The organism is Edaphobacter lichenicola (assembly GCF_014201315.1).
Lineage (GTDB): Bacteria > Acidobacteriota > Terriglobia > Terriglobales > Acidobacteriaceae > Edaphobacter > Edaphobacter lichenicola_B.
Genome location: NZ_JACHDY010000001.1, coordinates 710,131 through 727,983, shown reverse-complemented (window position 1 = coordinate 727,983; position 17,853 = coordinate 710,131). Strand labels below are relative to the sequence as shown.

16 protein-coding genes are annotated in these 17,853 nt (G+C 60.5%); 11 read left to right on the top strand and 5 right to left on the bottom strand.

Annotated elements, in window-relative coordinates:
• Window positions 1-94: 94 nt before the first annotated feature.
• Complete coding sequence (locus HDF09_RS03080) at window positions 95-2,209, top strand: arginine--tRNA ligase (RefSeq protein ID WP_183761291.1); 2,115 nt, start codon at window positions 95-97, stop codon at window positions 2,207-2,209.
• A gap of 460 nt (window positions 2,210-2,669) precedes the next feature.
• Here HDF09_RS03080 and HDF09_RS03075 read toward each other — a convergent pair whose 3' ends face one another.
• Both HDF09_RS03075 and smpB read right to left on the bottom strand, forming a co-directional pair.
• Window positions 2,670-4,226, bottom strand: a complete 1,557-nt coding sequence (locus tag HDF09_RS03075; RefSeq protein WP_183761288.1) for a leucyl aminopeptidase — start codon at window positions 4,224-4,226, stop codon at window positions 2,670-2,672.
• A gap of 80 nt (window positions 4,227-4,306) precedes the next feature.
• Complete coding sequence (gene smpB, locus HDF09_RS03070) at window positions 4,307-4,846, bottom strand: SsrA-binding protein SmpB (RefSeq protein ID WP_260180890.1); 540 nt, start codon at window positions 4,844-4,846, stop codon at window positions 4,307-4,309.
• 212 nt (window positions 4,847-5,058) lie between these two features.
• On the opposite strand from smpB, the gene HDF09_RS03065 reads away from it, so the two are divergent.
• From HDF09_RS03065 to HDF09_RS03035, 7 genes are all read left to right on the top strand, one after another.
• On the top strand, window positions 5,059-7,674 hold the full coding sequence (locus tag HDF09_RS03065) for a cohesin domain-containing protein (protein ID WP_183761286.1): 2,616 nt from the start codon (window positions 5,059-5,061) through the stop codon (window positions 7,672-7,674).
• Entirely contained in the window at window positions 7,664-8,197 is a 534-nt protein-coding gene (locus HDF09_RS03060; RefSeq protein ID WP_183761282.1) for a type II secretion system protein, read from the top strand. Before HDF09_RS03065 ends, HDF09_RS03060 begins: the two co-directional genes overlap by 11 nt.
• Window positions 8,191-8,646 (top strand): type II secretion system protein, encoded by a 456-nt coding sequence (locus HDF09_RS03055; protein WP_183761279.1) that lies wholly within the window; start codon window positions 8,191-8,193, stop codon window positions 8,644-8,646. The genes HDF09_RS03060 and HDF09_RS03055 overlap by 7 nt, the downstream gene beginning before the upstream one ends.
• Window positions 8,647-8,997: 351 nt before the next feature.
• Window positions 8,998-9,453, top strand: a complete 456-nt coding sequence (locus tag HDF09_RS03050) for an SRPBCC family protein (protein ID WP_183761276.1) — start codon at window positions 8,998-9,000, stop codon at window positions 9,451-9,453.
• A complete protein-coding gene (locus HDF09_RS03045; RefSeq protein ID WP_183761271.1) occupies window positions 9,434-9,790 on the top strand; it encodes an ArsR/SmtB family transcription factor in 357 nt (118 codons plus the stop codon). Before HDF09_RS03050 ends, HDF09_RS03045 begins: the two co-directional genes overlap by 20 nt.
• Window positions 9,791-9,918: 128 nt before the next feature.
• Window positions 9,919-11,181 carry a M48 family metallopeptidase gene (locus tag HDF09_RS03040; protein WP_183761269.1) on the top strand — a complete coding sequence of 421 codons (1,263 nt, stop codon included), beginning with the start codon at window positions 9,919-9,921 and terminating at the stop codon, window positions 11,179-11,181.
• Window positions 11,182-11,348: 167 nt separating this feature from the next.
• Window positions 11,349-12,257, top strand: a complete 909-nt coding sequence (locus HDF09_RS03035; RefSeq protein ID WP_183761266.1) for a hypothetical protein — start codon at window positions 11,349-11,351, stop codon at window positions 12,255-12,257.
• Window positions 12,258-12,278: 21 nt separating this feature from the next.
• Here the strand turns inward: HDF09_RS03035 and HDF09_RS03030 are convergent, their stop codons facing one another.
• From HDF09_RS03030 to HDF09_RS03020, 3 genes are all read right to left on the bottom strand, one after another.
• The gene (locus HDF09_RS03030; RefSeq protein ID WP_183761263.1) at window positions 12,279-13,256 is read right to left on the bottom strand and encodes an NAD(P)-dependent alcohol dehydrogenase; all 978 of its coding nucleotides are present in this window, start codon (window positions 13,254-13,256) and stop codon (window positions 12,279-12,281) included.
• Between the two features lie 180 nt (window positions 13,257-13,436).
• Window positions 13,437-14,159: a CbtA family protein gene (locus tag HDF09_RS03025; RefSeq protein WP_183761260.1), complete on the bottom strand. Its 723-nt coding sequence runs from the start codon at window positions 14,157-14,159 to the stop codon at window positions 13,437-13,439.
• Between the two features lie 178 nt (window positions 14,160-14,337).
• Window positions 14,338-14,556, bottom strand: a complete 219-nt coding sequence (locus tag HDF09_RS03020) for a CbtB domain-containing protein (RefSeq protein WP_183761258.1) — start codon at window positions 14,554-14,556, stop codon at window positions 14,338-14,340.
• Window positions 14,557-15,165: 609 nt separating this feature from the next.
• Here HDF09_RS03020 and HDF09_RS03015 point away from each other — a divergent pair.
• From HDF09_RS03015 to HDF09_RS03005, 3 genes are all read left to right on the top strand, one after another.
• A complete protein-coding gene (locus tag HDF09_RS03015; RefSeq protein WP_183761254.1) occupies window positions 15,166-15,738 on the top strand; it encodes a histidine phosphatase family protein in 573 nt (190 codons plus the stop codon).
• A 116-nt stretch (window positions 15,739-15,854) separates the two neighbouring features.
• Window positions 15,855-16,283 carry a preQ(1) synthase gene (queF, locus tag HDF09_RS03010; protein ID WP_183761251.1) on the top strand — a complete coding sequence of 143 codons (429 nt, stop codon included), beginning with the start codon at window positions 15,855-15,857 and terminating at the stop codon, window positions 16,281-16,283.
• 240 nt (window positions 16,284-16,523) lie between these two features.
• Window positions 16,524-17,813 (top strand): spinster family MFS transporter, encoded by a 1,290-nt coding sequence (locus HDF09_RS03005; protein WP_183761248.1) that lies wholly within the window; start codon window positions 16,524-16,526, stop codon window positions 17,811-17,813.
• The last annotated feature ends 40 nt before the right edge of the window (window positions 17,814-17,853 follow it).

The following is a 17,853-nucleotide window of genomic DNA, read 5'->3' as shown; positions in this document are numbered from 1 at the left end:
TCACGAAGTGACGGCCCCACGCGCAGTGGGGCCGTCCGGCAGGACAAGCCTCTAGTAAACTGAACCCATCTTCCAAAGTGGTGACCCCCAAAGCATGTATCGCACAATCCAGCAGTCTCTGTTGGCCCGCATCCAGGCCATCCTCCTCGCGAAGTACGACGTCACCCTCACCAACCTCGTCGTCGAGCAGCCCCCCAGCATCGCCCTAGGCGAACTAGCCCTGCCCGTAGCCTTCGAGCTGGCCAAGCGCCTCCGCAAAGCCCCCCGCGCCATCGCCACCGAACTAGTCGCCGAACTCACCGCCGCCCTCCCCACCCTCGAAGGCGTCGCCAGCGTAGAAGTAGCAGGCGCAGGCTACCTCAACATCCGCCTCGACCGCGCCGCCACGGTCCGCCGCATCGCCGCCGATCAGCACGCCGACATCGGCGGCCCCGGCTTCCGCCTCGTCGAGCACACCAGCATCAATCCCAACAAAGCTGCCCACATCGGCCACCTCCGCAACGCCATCCTCGGCGACACCTTCCAGCGCCTCCTCCGTCCCGGCACCTTCAAAACCGGCTACGAAGTCGGCGTACAAAACTACATCGACAACACCGGCGTTCAGGTAGCAGACGTAGTCGTCGGCCTCGTCTACCTCGAAGGCAAGACCCTCACCAGCACCCGCGAACTCCTCACCGAACTCCTCGAGACCAATCAGCGCATCGACTTCTACTGCTGGGATCTCTACGCCCGCGTCTCCCAGTGGTACACCGCCGACCCCGAACACATCGACGCCCGCAAGCAGATCCGCCTCGACACCCTCCACGCCCTCGAGCTCGGCCACAACGACACCGCAGACATAGCCGACCTCATCTCCACCGCCGTCCTCCGCCGCCATCTGCAAACCATGCAGCGCCTCAACATCGAGTACGACTTCCTCCCCCGCGAAAGCGAGATCCTCTCCCTCCACTTCTGGGACGCGGCCCGCGAACTCATGCTCGAAAAAGGTGTCCTCTACCTCGAAACCGCCGGCAAAAACAAAGGCTGCTACGTCATGCGCCGCGCCGGCTTCGAACCCACCGCCACATCCGAATCCACCAAAGAACCGGGTGCCCCACATCTCGACTCTGAGATGTGGGCATCGAGCGAAGCGAGACCGTCTTCTTCAACCTCAGCAAACCCCATCGCCGCCAAACCCGAACCCGACGAAGATGCCAAGGTCATCGTCCGCTCCAACGGCACCGTCACCTACGTCGGCAAGGACATCGCCTACCACCTCTGGAAGTTCGGCCTCCTCCCCGGCAAGGACTTCGGCTACGCAAAATTTCACGAGTACCCCTCGCACTGTTGCTGGATCTCCACCTCCGGCCCCAGCGCCCCCAACCACCCCACCTTCGGCAAAGCCGACGCGATCTACAACGTCATCGACTCCCGCCAGAACGATCCGCAAAACAACGTCATCGCCGCCCTCCGCGGCATGGGCTACACAGAAGCCGCCGACCGCTACACCCACTTCAGCTATGAGATGGTCGCCCTCACCCCCCGCTGCGCCGTCGAACTCGGCTACACCATCAGCGAAGAAGACCAGAAGAAACCCTTCATCGAAGTCAGCGGCCGCAAGGGCTTCGGCGTCAAAGCCGACGACCTCCTCGACCGGCTCATCGCCGCAGCAAAGTCCGAAGTAGACACCCGCCATCCCGAGATCGAACCCGCCGACCGCCTCACCATCGCCGCGCAGATCGCAGTAGGCGCCCTCCGCTACTTCATGCTCCGCTTCACTCGCAACACGGTCATAGCCTTCGACTTCAAAGATGCCCTCAGCTTCGAAGGCGAGACCGGCCCCTACGTCCAGTACGCCATCGTCCGCGCCGCCAACATCTTCCGCAAAGCCAACACCACCGAAGCCGCATCCCTGGCCGCAATCGCAACGCTCGACCTATCCACCCTCCTGGACACCGAAGAGGGAAGCAGTCTCTGGGAGACCTGGCTCCTCGCCTCCAAACTCACCCTGTTGATCGAACAATGCATCGCCACTGCCGAGCCCGCCTACCTCGCCAAGTACGCCTTCCAGCTAGCCCAGCAGTTCAACAACTTCTACCACCGCCACCACGTCCTAAACGAAACCGACCCCACCCGCAAAACCCTCCTCCTCGCCACCGCCGCGGTAGCCCAACGAGAGATGACCCGCGCGCTAGGCTACCTAGGCATCGAAGCCCCACCTGTTATGTAACTGCAATTCATACAAATTATTCTTGTTCTCCTCCAACGTAACCTCAAAAAGATCGTCATCTCGACCGAAGCTGCTCACAGTCTCATCGTGAGCAGCGCAGTGGAGAGACCCCCGTATTTGTCTTTGCTTGCGATCTCTCTTCCTGTTCATACGAACTGCGCGACAGTCGCTTTAATTTTCAGCTGAGTCGCTGAGTGCCTACTCTGTACTCAGCGGCTCAAATCTTTAGCAACTCAAACTTCAAGCGACATGCCGGCCGTTGGAGTGCAGTTCCTAAGCGGAACCGGTTGCCGACAAACCGGCACTGAATGATTTCCGGAGTAGGAGTGGGGACGAACACAGGCACACAATGCCCATGCATACAGTTAGGTTTGATAATCATGTATATCCTCGCAAGCGCATTAGCGCTCGAGCGCGGACTCTACCATTTTCGGGTGTTGCTGCAAGGTAGGACCGTTAACTAGATTGAGTACCCCCGCACCCACTCCAAAATCGACCGCACCGCCATCCCACTAGGCCCATTCGCAATCCACGGCTTATTCTCATCATTCCAAGCACACCCAGCGATATCCAGATGCACCCACGGCGTCTCCCCCACAAACTCCTTCAAGAACATCGCCGCCGAGATCGCCCCGCCCCAACGATTCGCGCCCGTATTCCGCATATCCGCGATATGGCTCTTGATCTGGTCCTTGTAATCATCGGTGCAGGGAAGCCGCCAGAACTTCTCCCCCGAAGTCTTCGTCGCGTCCACAAACTTCTGCCACGTCGCCTCATCGTTCGAGAACAACCCCGCATTCACAATCCCCAGCGCCACCACACAAGCGCCAGTCAGCGTCGCCGCATCGATCAGATGCGTGCAACCCAGCGTCTTCGCATAGTGCAGACCATCCGCCAGCACCAGCCGACCCTCGGCATCGGTGTTAATCACCTCAATCGTCTTACCCGACATCGCCGTCACTACATCGCCCGGCCGGTAAGCCTTCCCATCCGGCATATTCTCCGCCGAGCACACCACCCCAATCACCTTCACCTTCGGCTTCAACTGCGCAATCGCCTGCATCGCGCCAATCATCGCCGCAGCGCCCGCCATGTCGTACTTCATCTTCTCCATGCCATCGCCCGGCTTGATCGAGATCCCGCCCGTGTCGAACGTAATCCCTTTCCCCACCAGCCCCAGCACCGGAGCATCTTTCGCCAGCGCCTCGCCCTTCGCCAGCTTCGGCTCATACGTCATCACAATCAACGCCGGAGGCTGTTCCGAACCCTGCGCCACCGCGGCAAACGCGCCCATCTTCAACTCCAGCAGCTTCGCGGTCGAATGCACCTCGCACCGCAATCCCATCTCTGCGCACATCGCCGCCGCGCGCTTGCCCAGCTCCGTCGGGGTCAGCACATTGCCCGGCTCATTCACCAGCGACCGCGTAAAGTTCTGCGCCGCCGCCACAATCACTCCAGCATCAAAGCCCTCCTGAATCTCCTCCCGAGTCGACTTCTCCGCCTCCTTCGCAATCACCGAAAGCGACCGCACCGACCGGTCCTTCCGTTCACTCCGATACGTATCCCAATCCTTCTCCGCCAGCTCCGCTCCCTCTACCAGCGCGCGCGACAGCAACGCACAGGGCAGCGTCTCCAGGTGCTCGTCGTCCAGCGCATGGTCTTCCGGAAACGCAATCGCCATCTCCCGCGCTCCCAGCGGCTTGGCCGCGCGCACCGCAGTCCCCGCGCCCTTCCGCACCTCCTCCACCGACAGGCCCTTCGCCTTCCCCAGCCCCACCACCAGCAGACGCTCCGTCTTCAACCCATTCGGGCCGTGCAGCAGCAGCGTCTCGCCCACCGTCGCCTTGAACTCGCCCGAAGCCAGAACCTTCGCCACCGAATCCGCCACCGAATCCGACGTCGTCAACAAAGCCACCAACGGCTCCGCATCTTTGCCCACGGCGATATCCACCGCAAATACAGCCAGCAGCGGCGTCTGGAACCCAGCAGCATCCTGAAAGAGTAACTTCGTGTCCATGTGTCTATCGTAACCCGACTGCGCGTCGTACCCGACTGCATGTCGATCACTTTGGAAGTAAAACTACAACGAAAGTAGAACTACCCTCGTTGACTCCGGGCAACCGCGGCCTTGGCCTCGCTATCGGCCTCGCGCTTACGTTCGGTGGCGCGCTTGTCCCACTCCTGCTTGCCCTTGGCCAGCGCAATCTCGCACTTCACCCGCCCGTTGCGAAAATAAAGTCGTGTCGGGATCAGCGTAAATCCCTTCTGCTTCGTCATACCCTCGAGCTTCCGCACCTCGCTCTTATGCAGCAGCAACTTCCTGGTACGCAGCGAATCATGGTTCATCGCATTCCCATGAGAGAACGGTCCGATGTGCGCATTCAACAGAAAACACTCGCCGTCCTTCAGCAGCCCATACGCGTCCTTCAGATTCGCCTTCCCCTCGCGGATCGACTTCACCTCGGTACCGCGCAGCGCCACCCCGGCCTCGAACTTGTCTGTCAAAAAATAGTTAAAACTCGCCGATCGATTGAACGCGGCGTCTCTCTTGCCCGCCGCTACCGGGTCGCGGTCCTTCTCCTTCACCACCGGCTTGGGCTGGTGGGCGGCTGTCGTGTTGGACATAGAACGTGCCATGCAATCTCTTACTTTAACATGTCTGCAACTTTCGATTCACACCCGAGCCCTCACCCGCCGAAGCCCAGCGCGTCTAATCACAACGTTTTGTCAGTCCTACTTTTTGACGTCATGAGTTCTGCCCAATCTTCCAGCCGCGAGCCGTACCCCAAAACGACCGCGGACCAACCCAGACACCTACCCACTTTTTGACGAGGTCGACTTTGGAGCGAATGCTATACTCACCCGAGCGCAGCAGCCTGGCAGGCACGGCCCCCACAGGCAGCGCCCACGCCGGAAAGATCTTCCCGGCAGGCGTTATCTCCGGCAAACGCCATACTCTTCACGGTGTAAAGGACGAAAACGGAAGCAGCATGGGTCGCCTGTACAAATCAATCAGCACTCTATCAATCACTCCCCGTCGCGTGTTCCCAGGCAGTGTGCTCCCTGCGTTGCTCCTATGCAGCATCGCAAGCCTCTGCGCCACAACCGCCCACGCCCAGTCAGCCGCCAAGTGGGACAAGCGCGGTCAAGACGCCGAAGCGCGCCAGGACTTCGATACAGCCTACGAGGACTATCACAAAGCCGTCCTCAAAAAGCCGAAGGACCTCCGCTTCACCGAGCACTTCGACCGCATGCGATATCAGGCCGCAGTCTCCCACGTCGATCGCGGCCGTGTCCTCCGCCAGAACGGCGACCTCCAGGGCGCCATGGCCCAGTTCACCCGCGCCCTCCAGATCGACTCCGGCAACCAGGCCGCTCAGCAGGAGATCAATCAGATCCAACGGGAGCAGCAGGTAGAGCGCGACAATACTCCGCAGGCGCAGGAGCAGATGTCGCGCCAGAACGAGACCCTCAGCACGCTCGGCTCCATCGCTGGCCCGGTCGAACTCAAGCCCGTCACTAACGATCCCATCACCCTCCACATGGTCGAGGACGTGAAAGTCATCTACGAAGCCATCGGCAAAGCTGCCGGCCTCAACGTCCTCTTCGACCCCGACTACAGCTCCAAGCGCATCCCCGTCGACCTCACCAACGTCTCCCTCACGGACGCCCTCCGCATCGTCGGTACCATCTCCGGCACCTTCTACAAGGCCATCACGCCCAACACCATCTTCGTCGCCACCAACTCGCGCACCAAGCGCACCGACCTCGACGAACAGGCCGTCCAGACTTTCTATCTCACCAACGCCAGCCAGCAGAACGACGCCAATGAAGTCGTCATCGCCATCCGCAATCTGCTCGACCCCAGCGTCAAGATCTATCTCGTCCCCAGCCAAAACGCCATCGTCATGCGCGCCACGCCCGACCAGCTCCTCCTCGCGCAGAAGCTCCTCAACGACCTCGATCGTGCCCGCCCCGAGGTGGTCGTAGACGTAGCAGTCCTCGAAGTCAACAAGAACGTCGAGCATAACCTCGGCATCACGCTTCCGCAGTCCATCACCATCACCCCGCAGGCCAGTCCAACCACTACTTCGAGCAGCAGCAGTAGCGGTACTGGCACTGGAACAGGCACCAACACCAGCCCCTCCAACTTCACCCTCAACACCCTCGCCCACCTCAACGCCAACAACTTCGCCGTAGGCATCACCGGCGGCACCCTCAACGCGCTCCTTAGCGACGTTGATACCCGCATCCTCCAGAACCCCAGCATCCGCGCCACCGACGGCCAGCGCGCCACCATGAAGATTGGTTCGAAGATCCCCGTCGCCACAGGTTCCTACAATGCTGGTGTCTCCACCGGAGTCGCCAGCATCGGCGTGCAGACCCAGTTCACCTACCTCGACATCGGCGTTAACATCGACATGACGCCTACCGTCCACTATGACCGCGAGGTCACCCTCAAGATGAAGATCGAGGTGCTCTCGCACATCTCCGACGTCACCATCTCAGGCGTCACCGAGCCCGTCATCGGCCAGCGCACCTCGGAGCAGGTGATCACCCTCAAAGATGGCGAACCCACCCTCCTCGCCGGCATCATCACCAAGACGGACAGCCTCAACATCAATGGCACTCCAGGCGTCGGCGAGATGCCCCTCCTCAAGTACTTCTTCTCCTCGCGCGACAAGGTCAACGACAAGCAAGAGATCGTCTTCATCATCATTCCCCACATCGTTCGCGAGTCAGTCCTCACCCGCGCGAACGTCCGCCCCATCGACACCGGCACCGGTCAGTCGATCGAGCTGCGCCGCGACGTCTCCGCCAACGACAGCGACTCTGAGCCCGTCTACAGCAACTCGGTTCGCAAACCTGCCTCACCCACCAGCGCAGCCAACGCTGCCAGCACCATGGTCCAGCAGCTAAGCCAGCAGGCTGCCCCCGTCGCTCCTCCTCCCAACTACGTGCCCGGAGCGCAAACTCCTGACACGCAGCCCGCAGCCACTCAACCCCCGGCAGCCCAAACACCAGAGACCCCGGCAACCCCAACCGTAGGTGGCCCGCCCGTCAGCTTCACCGTCGTCCCGCCCGACTCCACCCAGCCCGTCGGCAGCACCTTCCAGGTCGCCGTCATGCTCGGCAACGGACACGACATCTTCTCCGTGCCCCTCCAGCTCCAATTCAACCCAGCGCTCTTGCAACTCGTCAACGTCGACGCCGGAAACTTCCTCGGCAAAGATGGTCAGGCCGTCTCCCTCGTCCACCGCGAAGACAAGGGCCTCGTCGCCATCTCCTCCATCCGTCCGCCCAACACCCCGGGCGTCAGCGGAACCGGCAGCCTCTGCACCCTCACCTTCAAGGCCATCGCCCCTGGAGACTCCACCCTCGCCCTCGTCAAAGTCGGCGCTCTCAACAGCGCGCAGGCCAATCTTCCGGCCGTCGGTTCGCAGGCCACGGTGCATGTCAAGTAAATCAGGGTGTAGGGTGCAGGGTTCAGGGCGTAGAGTACGCTACACCCTAAACCCTAAGCCCTACACCCTACACCCTCAATCTGGCCTCACCCTCGTCGAGCTCATCATCTGCGTAGCCATCGTAGCCCTGCTCGCCTCCGCGGCCATCCCTATCGCCCGCTTCCAGGTCAAGCGCACTAAAGAGCGCGAACTCCGCCGCGACCTCTGGGAGATGCGCGACGCCATCGACCACTACAAGGACGCCGCGGACAAAGGAGCCTTCCAGATCAAAGCCGACTCCCTCGGCTACCCCCCCGACCTGCAAACCCTCGTCGACGGAGTCGAGGTCACCGCTGCCCAGGGAAAAAAGGTAAAATTTCTTCGTCGCATCCCCGTCGACCCCATGACCAACAACACCGATTGGGGCCTGCGCTCCAACCAGGACGACACGGACTCCGACTCCTTCGGCGGCCAGAACGTCTTTGACGTCCACAGCAAGAGCACCGGAACCGCACTCGACGGAACGAAGTACTCCACATGGTAGCCACCCCCCCAATTCGCTCCACCCGCCCATCCGGCCAGTCATTCGAACCGGGACAGACCCGCCAAGCCGAACAAGGCTTCACCCTCCTCGAGCTCATGATCGTCATGGTCGTCATCGGCCTGCTCGCTGCCATCGCCATCCCCGCCTACACCAGCAACATCCGCAACGCCAAAGAGGCCGTCCTCAAAGAGGATCTCCACACCATGCGCCAGGCCATCGACTCCTACACCGTTGACAAGGCCAAGGCCCCCCAATCCCTCGACGACCTCGTCCAGGCTGGCTACCTCAAGTCCATGCCCGTCGACCCCTTCACCCACCGCTCCGACACCTGGCTCCCCGTCCAGGAGGACACCAACATCAGCCTCGACCAGACCGAGACCGGCATCGACGACGTCCACAGCGGAGCCCAGCAGACCGCCTCCGACGGAACCTCCTACAACACCTGGTAACCCCATCCCCAAGCGACGCCTTAAGCTTTCTGTCATCGAGAAGGCGAGGGAGCAATCGCCCTTAAAGAGGTTGCTGAAAAAGTCCGTTTGCTTAAGGGCACGGCTTCAGCCGTGCCGCGAGAGCTTTGGTTGCATTGCGGCTTTAGCCGCTGAGGTCCGCCTCTCGGATCCCGACGAAGCCTACCAGCCCAGCCCGCTCGAACCTCTCAACCCAGCAGTTGTCTACCCTCCATCCCCAGCGCGGCGCAATCACCCATCCATCCCTCCAGATCCCCCCTCTCAAAACCAAAGAGCAACCAAAAAGTTGCACTTTCCGTATCATCCCTCTAATATGCAACTGTGAGGTTGCCTATGTCGAAGAATCAGATCGAAAAAAGTATCGAGCTCAAAGCCCCAGTCTCCCGCGTCTGGCGCGCTCTCACCGACTACCGGGAGTTCGGCGAATGGTTCCATGTCAAACTCGAAGGCCCATTCCTCCCCGGCTCCATCACTCGCGGCCAAATTACCCATCCCGGCTACGAGCACCTCGTCATGGAGGTCACCACCCAGAAGATCGAGCCCGAACACCTCTTCTCCTACACCTGGCACCCCTACGCCATCGATCCCAAAGTCGACTACTCCAACGAAACACCCACACTCGTCCAATTCCGTCTGAAGAGCATTCCAGGCGGCACCCTGCTCCAGGTCACCGAATCAGGCTTCGACAAGATCCCCGAGCACCGCCGTCTCGAGGCCTTCCGCATGAACGAGAACGGCTGGGCGCAGCAGCTCGGCAATATCGAAACCCATGTCACCCAGAACCCCTAGCAAACGCCAAGGCCCTGGCAAACGCCAAAGATCCTATGCACCCGTCTTTGCCGCCCTGGGAGACCGGACGCGGCTGTCGCTCGTCGTCAGGCTCTCCGGCGGCCAGCCGCAATCGATCGCCCAATTGACCGAAGGCTCTCCGCTCACCCGTCAGGCCATCACCAAGCATCTGCGTGTGCTCGAGAGCGTTGGCATCGTTCACGCGGTCCGCAACGGCCGCGAAAACCTGTTCGAATTCAACCCCCAGCCACTGGAAGAGATGAAGCGCTATCTCGACCTCGTCTCCCAGCAATGGGATCAGGCGCTGGGCAGGCTCAAATCTTTCGTCGAAGAGTAGCCTGCTCTCCCACAGAAAAACCAAAGCCCAGGGAGTATCCTTCCGCTCACCAAAAGGAGCATACTATGGTCTAAGACTCGTCGAGCTGCGTCCGGTCAGCAGGGAAGCGGCCCACCAGGAGACCCCACATGCGATCCGTCACGCACCTTGGCCTGACCGCCTTCCTCACGCTCTCCGTCGCAGCGTGGTCGCAGACTCAAACCCAAACCCCGGCCAACACTCCGCCACCCGCGCAGACGCCCACCACATCCCCGTCCAGCGCCCCAGATCAATCTACAGCTCAATCCACTCCCGTCAACGCCACCATCCCCTCCGACATCCCCGCCGAGAAGCCCATCCCCGGCCACCCCACCGCCACGCCCAAAGAGAGTAAGGACGCCGCGGCTGCGGTCAAAGCTGAAAACAAAACCGATCGCCTCCCATCCCCCGGCGAGGACATGAAGACCAACATCAAGCCCGGTAGCGAAGACGACGTCAACTCCGTAGGAACCCGCAACATCGGCGGTCGCGGCCTGGCCAACTGGTACTCCACCGACTGGGAGATCCGCACCGGCAAGCAGTACTCCATGGAGATCGAAAAGTCCGCTCACATGGTCAACGACCCCGTCATCGTTGAGTACGTCAACCGCGTCGGCCAGAACATCGTCAAAAACTCCGACTGCAAAGTCCCCTTCACCATCAAAGTCATCGACTCCGACGAGATCAACGCCATGGCCCTTCCCGGCGGCTTCTTCTACGTCAACTCCGGCCTCATCCTCGCCGCCGACGAGGAAGCCGAGCTAGCCGGCGTCATGGCCCACGAGACCGCCCACGTCTGCGCCCACCACGCCGCCCGCCAGATGACCAAGATGAACTACGCGCAGATCGGCTCCATCCCGCTCATCATCTTCACCCAAGGCAGCTGGACCGGGTACGGCATCTACGAGGCCACCCAGCTCGCCATCCCCCTGAGCTTCCTCCAGTTCTCCCGCATGGACGAGGCCGAAGCCGACTGGCTCGGCGTCCAGTACATGTACAAGTCCGGCTACGATCCCCAGGCCTTCGTGCAGTTCTTCGAAAAACTCGACGCCCTCGAGAAGCACAAGCCCGGCACCCTCGCCAAGGTCTTCGCCGACCATCCCCAGACCCCCGACCGCATCATGCACTCCGAGGAGGAGATCGCCACCATCCTCCCCGCGCGCCCCGACTACATGGTCACCACCTCCGAGTTCGACGACGTAAAGTCCCGCCTCGCCCGTCTCGAGAACAAGCGCAAGATCAACGACGGCAAGGGCGGCAACAAGCCCACGCTGCGCCGCACCGCCAGCGGCAACGGCAACAACGACCCCAACAACCCGAACAATCCGGCCAGCAGCACCGACGACCGCCCAACCCTGGGCCGCCGCAACTAGTAGGAAGGGTAGACCGCCACGAAGTGGCCGCCTTCCGCGCAGGCTGTCAGAACCTGCGCCATCTCTGGCGCTCACCATGCTGAACGCGTGGGACATAAGGTACAGTCATCTCACAATTTAGAATTGCCCAACACGCAAGCAGCTAACCAGAATTGGTGAGGCAATCGATGAAGCTCTCAAGAAGGCAGTTTAACCAGGGAATAGGTGCGCTCGCGGCCATAGCCGCCTGCTCGCGCCGGAGCTTCGGATTTGCGGAGAATGGACTCAGACTCGGACTGAACACATGGAGTCTGCGAGCTCTTTCCCAGGAGGAAGCAATTCCAATCATTATTCAGGCGATGAAGCAGACGAGACTACACGACTGTCAGATCCTATTCACCCACGTCGAACCCGTGAAGTTCAATCCCGTGTTTCCCGCAGGCATCTTCAGCCCACCCAAATCGTCTCCAACCCCGCAGCAACTGGAAGAACAAAAGGCGACCGCGGCTGCGCTGACGAAGTGGCGACTCTCGGTTCCCATGAGCTACTTCGAAGACATCCGGTCCACCTTTGAAAAACAGGGCCTCAGAATTAAATCCTATTCGGTCAGAATGGGGAGCTCTGAGGCAGAGATCGACCGCCTATTCCTGATGGCAAAAGCTCTCGGAGCGGATTCGCTCGTTACCCGCCTCCCGGCAACGTTGACAACCATGACAGCGGCTGCAGCGGACAAACATCGAATGATCGTCGGACTTCAGTTCTCCGATCTGAACGAGCTGAAGCAACAGCTCGCCGCCTCTCAATACTTCCGTATGGACCCCGACATAGGCGACCTGACGAAAGCAAAGATCGACGCATTGCAGTTTGTCCAAACCAACTATGCGTCCATGTACGCGTTCGATCTCAAGGACGCGATGCCCGGAGGCCCAAGTGTTCCGTTTGGAGAAGGCGCAGCGCACATGAAAGAAGTCCTACAGTTCCTGAAACAAAAACAAGCTCCGATCACAGCATACGTAGATTGCGACTATGCCGGAACCGGTCGTTCGCCCGAAGAAGTAGAGAAGTGTGTCTCCTATGCCAGAGACATCATCGGCTGAGGTCGCGAAGAATCGCCCCCCTCAAATATCGAGACGCTGCGAAACGGTCAGCACAATCTTCCCCTGCGCATGTCCTTCTGCCAGGTAGCGAAGCGCTTCCGCCGCCTCGCTCAGCCGATAACGTCTGTCAATCACCGGCACAACTTTGCCGCTCTCCAGAAGATCCTTCATAAAATCCAGGTCTTTCCGGGTAACTTTCGTCAAAAAGAAACCCATCTTCTTCCGCCCCATTCGCGATAGCACCGGCGCCATGACAAACACCTCGAAGATCTGAAACAAACCACCCCCAGCCGCGACATAAACGCCGTTCTCAGTCAGCGCACTCCTATAGTCCAAGATCGAGTGATGCGCATTCGCTCCCAGTATCAGATCGTACCGCTGCGCGTCCCGCGTGAAATCCTCTTTCGTGTAATCGATGACACGGTCTGCGCCAATCGAACGCGCTATCTCCACATTCCTCGTGCTGCACACTGCGGTCACATCAGCCCCGAACGCTTTGGCAATCTGTACCGCAAAAGTGCCCACGCCGCCAGACGCCCCTTCCACAAGAACCTTAGACCCTGGCCGAATCCTTCCCTTATCGCGAAGACCCTGCAACGCCGTAATGGCCGCGACCGGTACCGCCGCCGCTTCCTCAAACGTCAGGTTGCCCGGCTTCGGCCCCAGATTCTCCTCAGCGACACATACGTATTCGGCAAATCCCTGCCCTTTGAAACCTGTGACCCCGAATACCTCGTCCCCAGCCTGAAACCCATTTACCGCTTTCCCCACCGCTTCCACGCGGCCCGCCACGTCGCAACCCAGGATCATCGGTTTTCGCCTCCGCAGTCCCGGCATCCGATCCCACGGCGCACCTTTCATCAGGTACAGGTCCAGCGGATTCACCGCTGCCGCGCAAAGCTTGATCATCACCTCACGCTCCCCAGGCACAGGTGTTGCGACCTCCGCGAACTGCAACAGGTCTGGTGGCCCGTATTGTGTGCGTAAGATCGCCTTCATCGGGCCCTTCCAATTGCTTCTGCCAAATTGATCGCAGCAAGCGACAAGCCGTTGAGCGGAAGTATAGGACGAACTCAAAGTTAAGTCCCAACCAGCGAGCGACTCCCATCCGTGCGCACTCGATCTCAACCACGTCAAATACGAAAAGCGTTTGCATCAAAGCATCAACGGCTGTCTGACTTACTTCGGAATGCGCCCCAAACCCAGCTCCCGCTCCATCCACCACCCCAACCCCAACCCTAGCGTCCCCCAAAGCACCGCCTGAATCTCCACCGCCGCCACGCGAAACTTCCACATCAGCGTTACAGGGAACCCAGCCGGAACCTCATCCACCACCGGCAAAAAGTGCGCCACCAAACTCACAACCACCACAAACAACGCAGCCGCCAGCAGGGAACCGTTCCACTCCCCAAACCGCCGCGCCAGCCTCTTCCGCATCTGCAAAGAAAACACCATCGCCGCAATCGAAACAGCAATCAGCAAAAAATAAGCCCCGGTACGAACCCCAATCGTCTCCGCACTCCCCACCGCCGGCGGATTCGCCGGATACTTCAGTTGAGGCACCAGCACAATCGCCACAAACCCAAGCCCAGCCAGCACAGCCGACAGCGCCCGCGGCCCCAGCTCCCCAATCCGCCCATAGGCCAACGCAAACACCAGCCCAAACAACCCACCAACCGCCGCACCATAGACCACCGTGCCGGTAAGCAGTCCGAAGCTCTTCTGCACGCGACGGCTCACCATCTCCAGCTCAGGAGCCTCGCCCTTAGCCTGATCCGCAGCCGTCTCAAACGCAATCGCGCGCTCCACCTGCGGCTCGCCGATCCATCGTGCAAACGCGAAGACGAGCAGGCCCGCAACAACACCCACCAGCATCCCGCGAAGGAGCAGAGTTCGAGTCATCAAAGTCTTCTGGTTCCCCTGCAGTTGTAGATGGACATTTTGAACATCGACAAACCCTGACTCGTCATCTCGACCGTAGCTGGTCACAGTCTCATCGTGAACAGCGCAGTGGAGAGATCCCTGTATTTCGTCTTTGCGTCTTCGACTGCCTGAGCTTTACTTCAACGCAAAACCCGCTCTAGTGGCAGGGAAAGCCGAGAAGATGCCGACCGTCATGCAAAAACTCATGCACCATCGTCCCACGGAACATCGAGGTAGCGCCCTGCTCCGCGCCGACAAAGTAGATCGCCAGCAACAACAGCAGCCCACCGAACACCGCATACGGCAAAATCTCACGCAGCGGAACGACAGGAAGAGAAACCGGCTGAGAGACGGAGCCAAAGACGGATTGAGCCATTTGTAACCTCCAGGGATCGTGCGTCCCACGTATTGCTCATTCGAACGAGGAAGGAACGTCTGGCTCTCAACCCGAACATCAGGTCAATCACAGTGGCGCGACCGCACCGGACTCTCACCGGCTTCTTCCACCCTCTTCAAAATCTACCTCAACCCTATGTGCCACAATCATCGATGTCAAGTCTCCGAAGCAAACGCTGGTGCAGATCTCCGAAGCAAACGCTTTTGCGGTTGTCGCTGTTGTTGTCGTAGCCCTTGCTGTTGTTGTCGTAGCCCTTGCCGTTGTAGCTAGTCGTTGTTTTTGCGGTTGCAGTTAGTTGTTGCCCTTGCCGTTGCAGCTAGGTAGAGCGGGGCTTTAGCCCCGCGTCTAAGACCCACCGCAAAAAAGACTCCACTCTGCCGAAGGCCGGAGCAGAGCCCAAAGGGCGAAGCGACAAAATATTGCCGTTGCAGTTGTCTTTGTTCTTGCCTTTGCTGTTGTCTTTGCCCTTGCTTGTTCTTTCTGAAATCATTGCCCAGCATAAAGAAACCCTCGCACCATCAACTTCGCCCAAAGCTCCTCCCGCAACGTAACCGCCAAGGAGGATGAACCACGGAGAGACCAGCCAAAGTGCCAGCCCGCCTCACCCTCATCAGCCACGCCCCCACAGCCGCCACGCGGCTCTCCGCCTTCCCCACCGACGAGCCCCTCGAAGAATCCGTCCTCTCCAAGCTCGCAACCCTCAACTGGCAACCACCCCGCGCGCAGCAGATTCTTGCAGCCCCAGAACTCCGCACCCAACAAACCGCCAAAGCCCTGAACCTCACCACCACACCAACCAACGAACTCCGCGACCTCGACTACGGCATCTGGCAAGGCCGCACCCTCAACGACCTCTACACCGAAGACCCCGCCCCCATCGCGCTCTGGCTCACCGACCCCACCGCCACTCCCCACAAAGGCGAATCCATCACCGCTCTCATCACCCGAATCGGAGACTGGCTCACCACACTAACCGTCGAAGACACAATCCACACCATCGCCATCACCCATCCTGCCGTCATCCGCGCAGCCATCCTCTACACCCTCAACGCCCCACCCCAATCCTTCTGGCGCATCGACATCGCCCCCCTCACCCTCACCGACCTCCGCCACAACGGCCGCACCTGGACCCTCCGCGCCTCCGCCATCCCGTTAGCGTGATCAAAAGATATGTCATTTCGACCGAAGCGGAGCGAAGTGGAGAAACCCGCTTTTCCCAACCGCGGCACACCCAGCCCGCAGACCAAAACCCGCGCCAGACAAGCTAAAATAGAACCATGAGCACCGCAACCATCCCCACCCCACACACCACCGGCTACACCGACGACCACGCCAAAGCCGGCCTCGATGCCACCTTCCCCCCAATTGAGACCTGGCAGAACCAGTTCAAGGCCTACGAGATCCTCGTCGACGACCCCGAGTTCACCTCCGTCTGCCCCAAGACCGGCCTCCCCGACTTCGGCCGCCTCACTATCCGCTACATGCCCCGCGAGAGCTGCCTCGAGCTGAAGTCCCTCAAGGAGTATCTCTTCACCTACCGCAACCTCGGCATCTTTCAGGAGAACATCGTCAACCAGGTCCTCGACGACGTAGTCAAAGCCTGCAACCCCGTCTGGGCCGTCATTGTAGGCGACTTCCGCCCCCGCGGCGGCATCTCCACCGTCGTCACCGCCACCTACCCCCGCGAAGAGTCACGCCCAAAGTAGTCCCGCAAAAATAAAACCTCAAAACCTGGCGCATTTTTTCCACCAGAAAATGCGCCAGCCCAAACACCACATCAGCCACGCAAACCACCACGTTCGCACCACCAATTCACCACCACAAAACACGCAAAAATCGCAATATCCCCCAACAAAACCACCCTCCACCACGCCGCAAAAAAATCTGCAAAACCCACCTGCTATCCTTCCCTGAGACTGATTCCCAGCCGAGAAGCGGACACCCAGATGGCCTCCACCACCAAACCCACCCGCGCCCCCTCCGTCGCCGGAGCCACCACCGCCCTCGTCCTCCTCACCGCCCTCAACTTCGTCAACTACATCGACCGCTACATCCTCCCCGGCGTTCAGGAGCAGGTCAAGCACGAGTTCCATCTCTCCGACGAGCACATCGGCCGCCTCACCTTCTGGTTCATGATCGCCTACATGTTCACCTCGCCCATCACCGGATGGCTAGGCGACCGCTTCCCCCGCAAGCCCATGATCGTCACCGCCGCCCTCTTCTGGGCCGCCATCAACTTCCTCACCGCCACCGTCCACTCCTACGACTCGCTCAACCTCCGCCACGCCGCCCTCGGCATCGGCGAAGCCAGCTTCGGCATCTTCGCCCCCTCCCTCCTCGCCGACTACTACGAGCCCGACCAGCGCAACCGCGTCCTCACCATCTTCAACGTAGCCATCCCCGTCGGCGCGGCCCTCGGCTACCTCGTCGGAGGCACCGTAGGCGAACACTACGGCTGGCGCATGTCCTTCATCGTCTCCGCCATCCCCGCCGCAATCCTCGCGATCCTCATCGCCATCTTCCTGAAGGAGCCAGCCCGCGGAGCCAGTGGAGACCCAGCCGCCAGCGGAGGTCCCGCCGCCCGCGAACACGGCAAGGCAAAGCTCGAAAAGGGAACCATCCTCTCCCTCCTCAAAAACCCCGCCTACCTCTGCTCCATCCTCGGCTACGCAGCCGTCACCTTCTCCCTCGGAGGCATCTCCTGGTGGATGCCCTCCTTCCTCCAGCGCATCGACGGCCGCAGCCAATCCTCCGCCGCCTACATCATGGGAGCCATCACCGTAGTCGCCGGCCTCGGCGGCACCATCACCGGCGGCACCATCGCGCAGCGGTGGTCCCGCACCAACTCCAAAGCCCTTTACCTGGTCCCCACCATCAGCGCCGCCATCGCGGTCCCGCCCGCGCTCCTCTGCTTCTTTGGCCCTCACAACCTCACTCTTTACGGCTTGGGAGCAGCCATCTTCCTCATCTTCCTCGGCACCGGCCCCGTCAACGCGGCCACCCTCAACGCCGTCCGTCCCGAGATACGCGCCACCGCCATGGCCGGCCAGCTCTTCATCATCCACGCCCTTGGCGACGCCATCTCCCCCCGCATCATTGGCGCCGTCAGCGACCGCTCCACCCTCAACCTCGGCCTCGGCTCCACCCTCATCACCCTGCTCCTCGCCTCCGTCATCTTCTCCATCGGTTCCCGCTACGCCCCACCTTTGCACTCAGAAGAAACCGTAGCCGCCTGACCCCCCATCTCATCTGAAGCAATTCAGAGAGGAGCCAACA

Bases quoted from the DNA above. Each gene is read 5' to 3' on its own strand.
- HDF09_RS03080 (WP_183761291.1), top strand. From the start codon at position 95: ATGTATCGCACAATCCAGCAGTCTCTGTTGGCCCGCATCCAGGCCATC.
- HDF09_RS03065 (WP_183761286.1), top strand. From the start codon at position 5,059: ATGCTATACTCACCCGAGCGCAGCAGCCTGGCAGGCACGGCCCCCACA.
- HDF09_RS03050 (WP_183761276.1), top strand. From the start codon at position 8,998: ATGTCGAAGAATCAGATCGAAAAAAGTATCGAGCTCAAAGCCCCAGTC.
- HDF09_RS03030 (WP_183761263.1), bottom strand. From the start codon at position 13,256: ATGAAGGCGATCTTACGCACACAATACGGGCCACCAGACCTGTTGCAG.
- HDF09_RS03005 (WP_183761248.1), top strand. From the start codon at position 16,524: ATGGCCTCCACCACCAAACCCACCCGCGCCCCCTCCGTCGCCGGAGCC.
- HDF09_RS03020 (WP_183761258.1), bottom strand. From the start codon at position 14,556: ATGGCTCAATCCGTCTTTGGCTCCGTCTCTCAGCCGGTTTCTCTTCCT.
- smpB (WP_260180890.1), bottom strand. From the start codon at position 4,846: ATGGCACGTTCTATGTCCAACACGACAGCCGCCCACCAGCCCAAGCCG.
- HDF09_RS03055 (WP_183761279.1), top strand. From the start codon at position 8,191: ATGGTAGCCACCCCCCCAATTCGCTCCACCCGCCCATCCGGCCAGTCA.
- queF (WP_183761251.1), top strand. From the start codon at position 15,855: ATGAGCACCGCAACCATCCCCACCCCACACACCACCGGCTACACCGAC.
- HDF09_RS03035 (WP_183761266.1), top strand. From the start codon at position 11,349: ATGAAGCTCTCAAGAAGGCAGTTTAACCAGGGAATAGGTGCGCTCGCG.
- HDF09_RS03075 (WP_183761288.1), bottom strand. From the start codon at position 4,226: ATGGACACGAAGTTACTCTTTCAGGATGCTGCTGGGTTCCAGACGCCG.
- HDF09_RS03025 (WP_183761260.1), bottom strand. From the start codon at position 14,159: ATGACTCGAACTCTGCTCCTTCGCGGGATGCTGGTGGGTGTTGTTGCG.
- HDF09_RS03060 (WP_183761282.1), top strand. From the start codon at position 7,664: ATGTCAAGTAAATCAGGGTGTAGGGTGCAGGGTTCAGGGCGTAGAGTA.
- HDF09_RS03040 (WP_183761269.1), top strand. From the start codon at position 9,919: ATGCGATCCGTCACGCACCTTGGCCTGACCGCCTTCCTCACGCTCTCC.
- HDF09_RS03045 (WP_183761271.1), top strand. From the start codon at position 9,434: ATGTCACCCAGAACCCCTAGCAAACGCCAAGGCCCTGGCAAACGCCAA.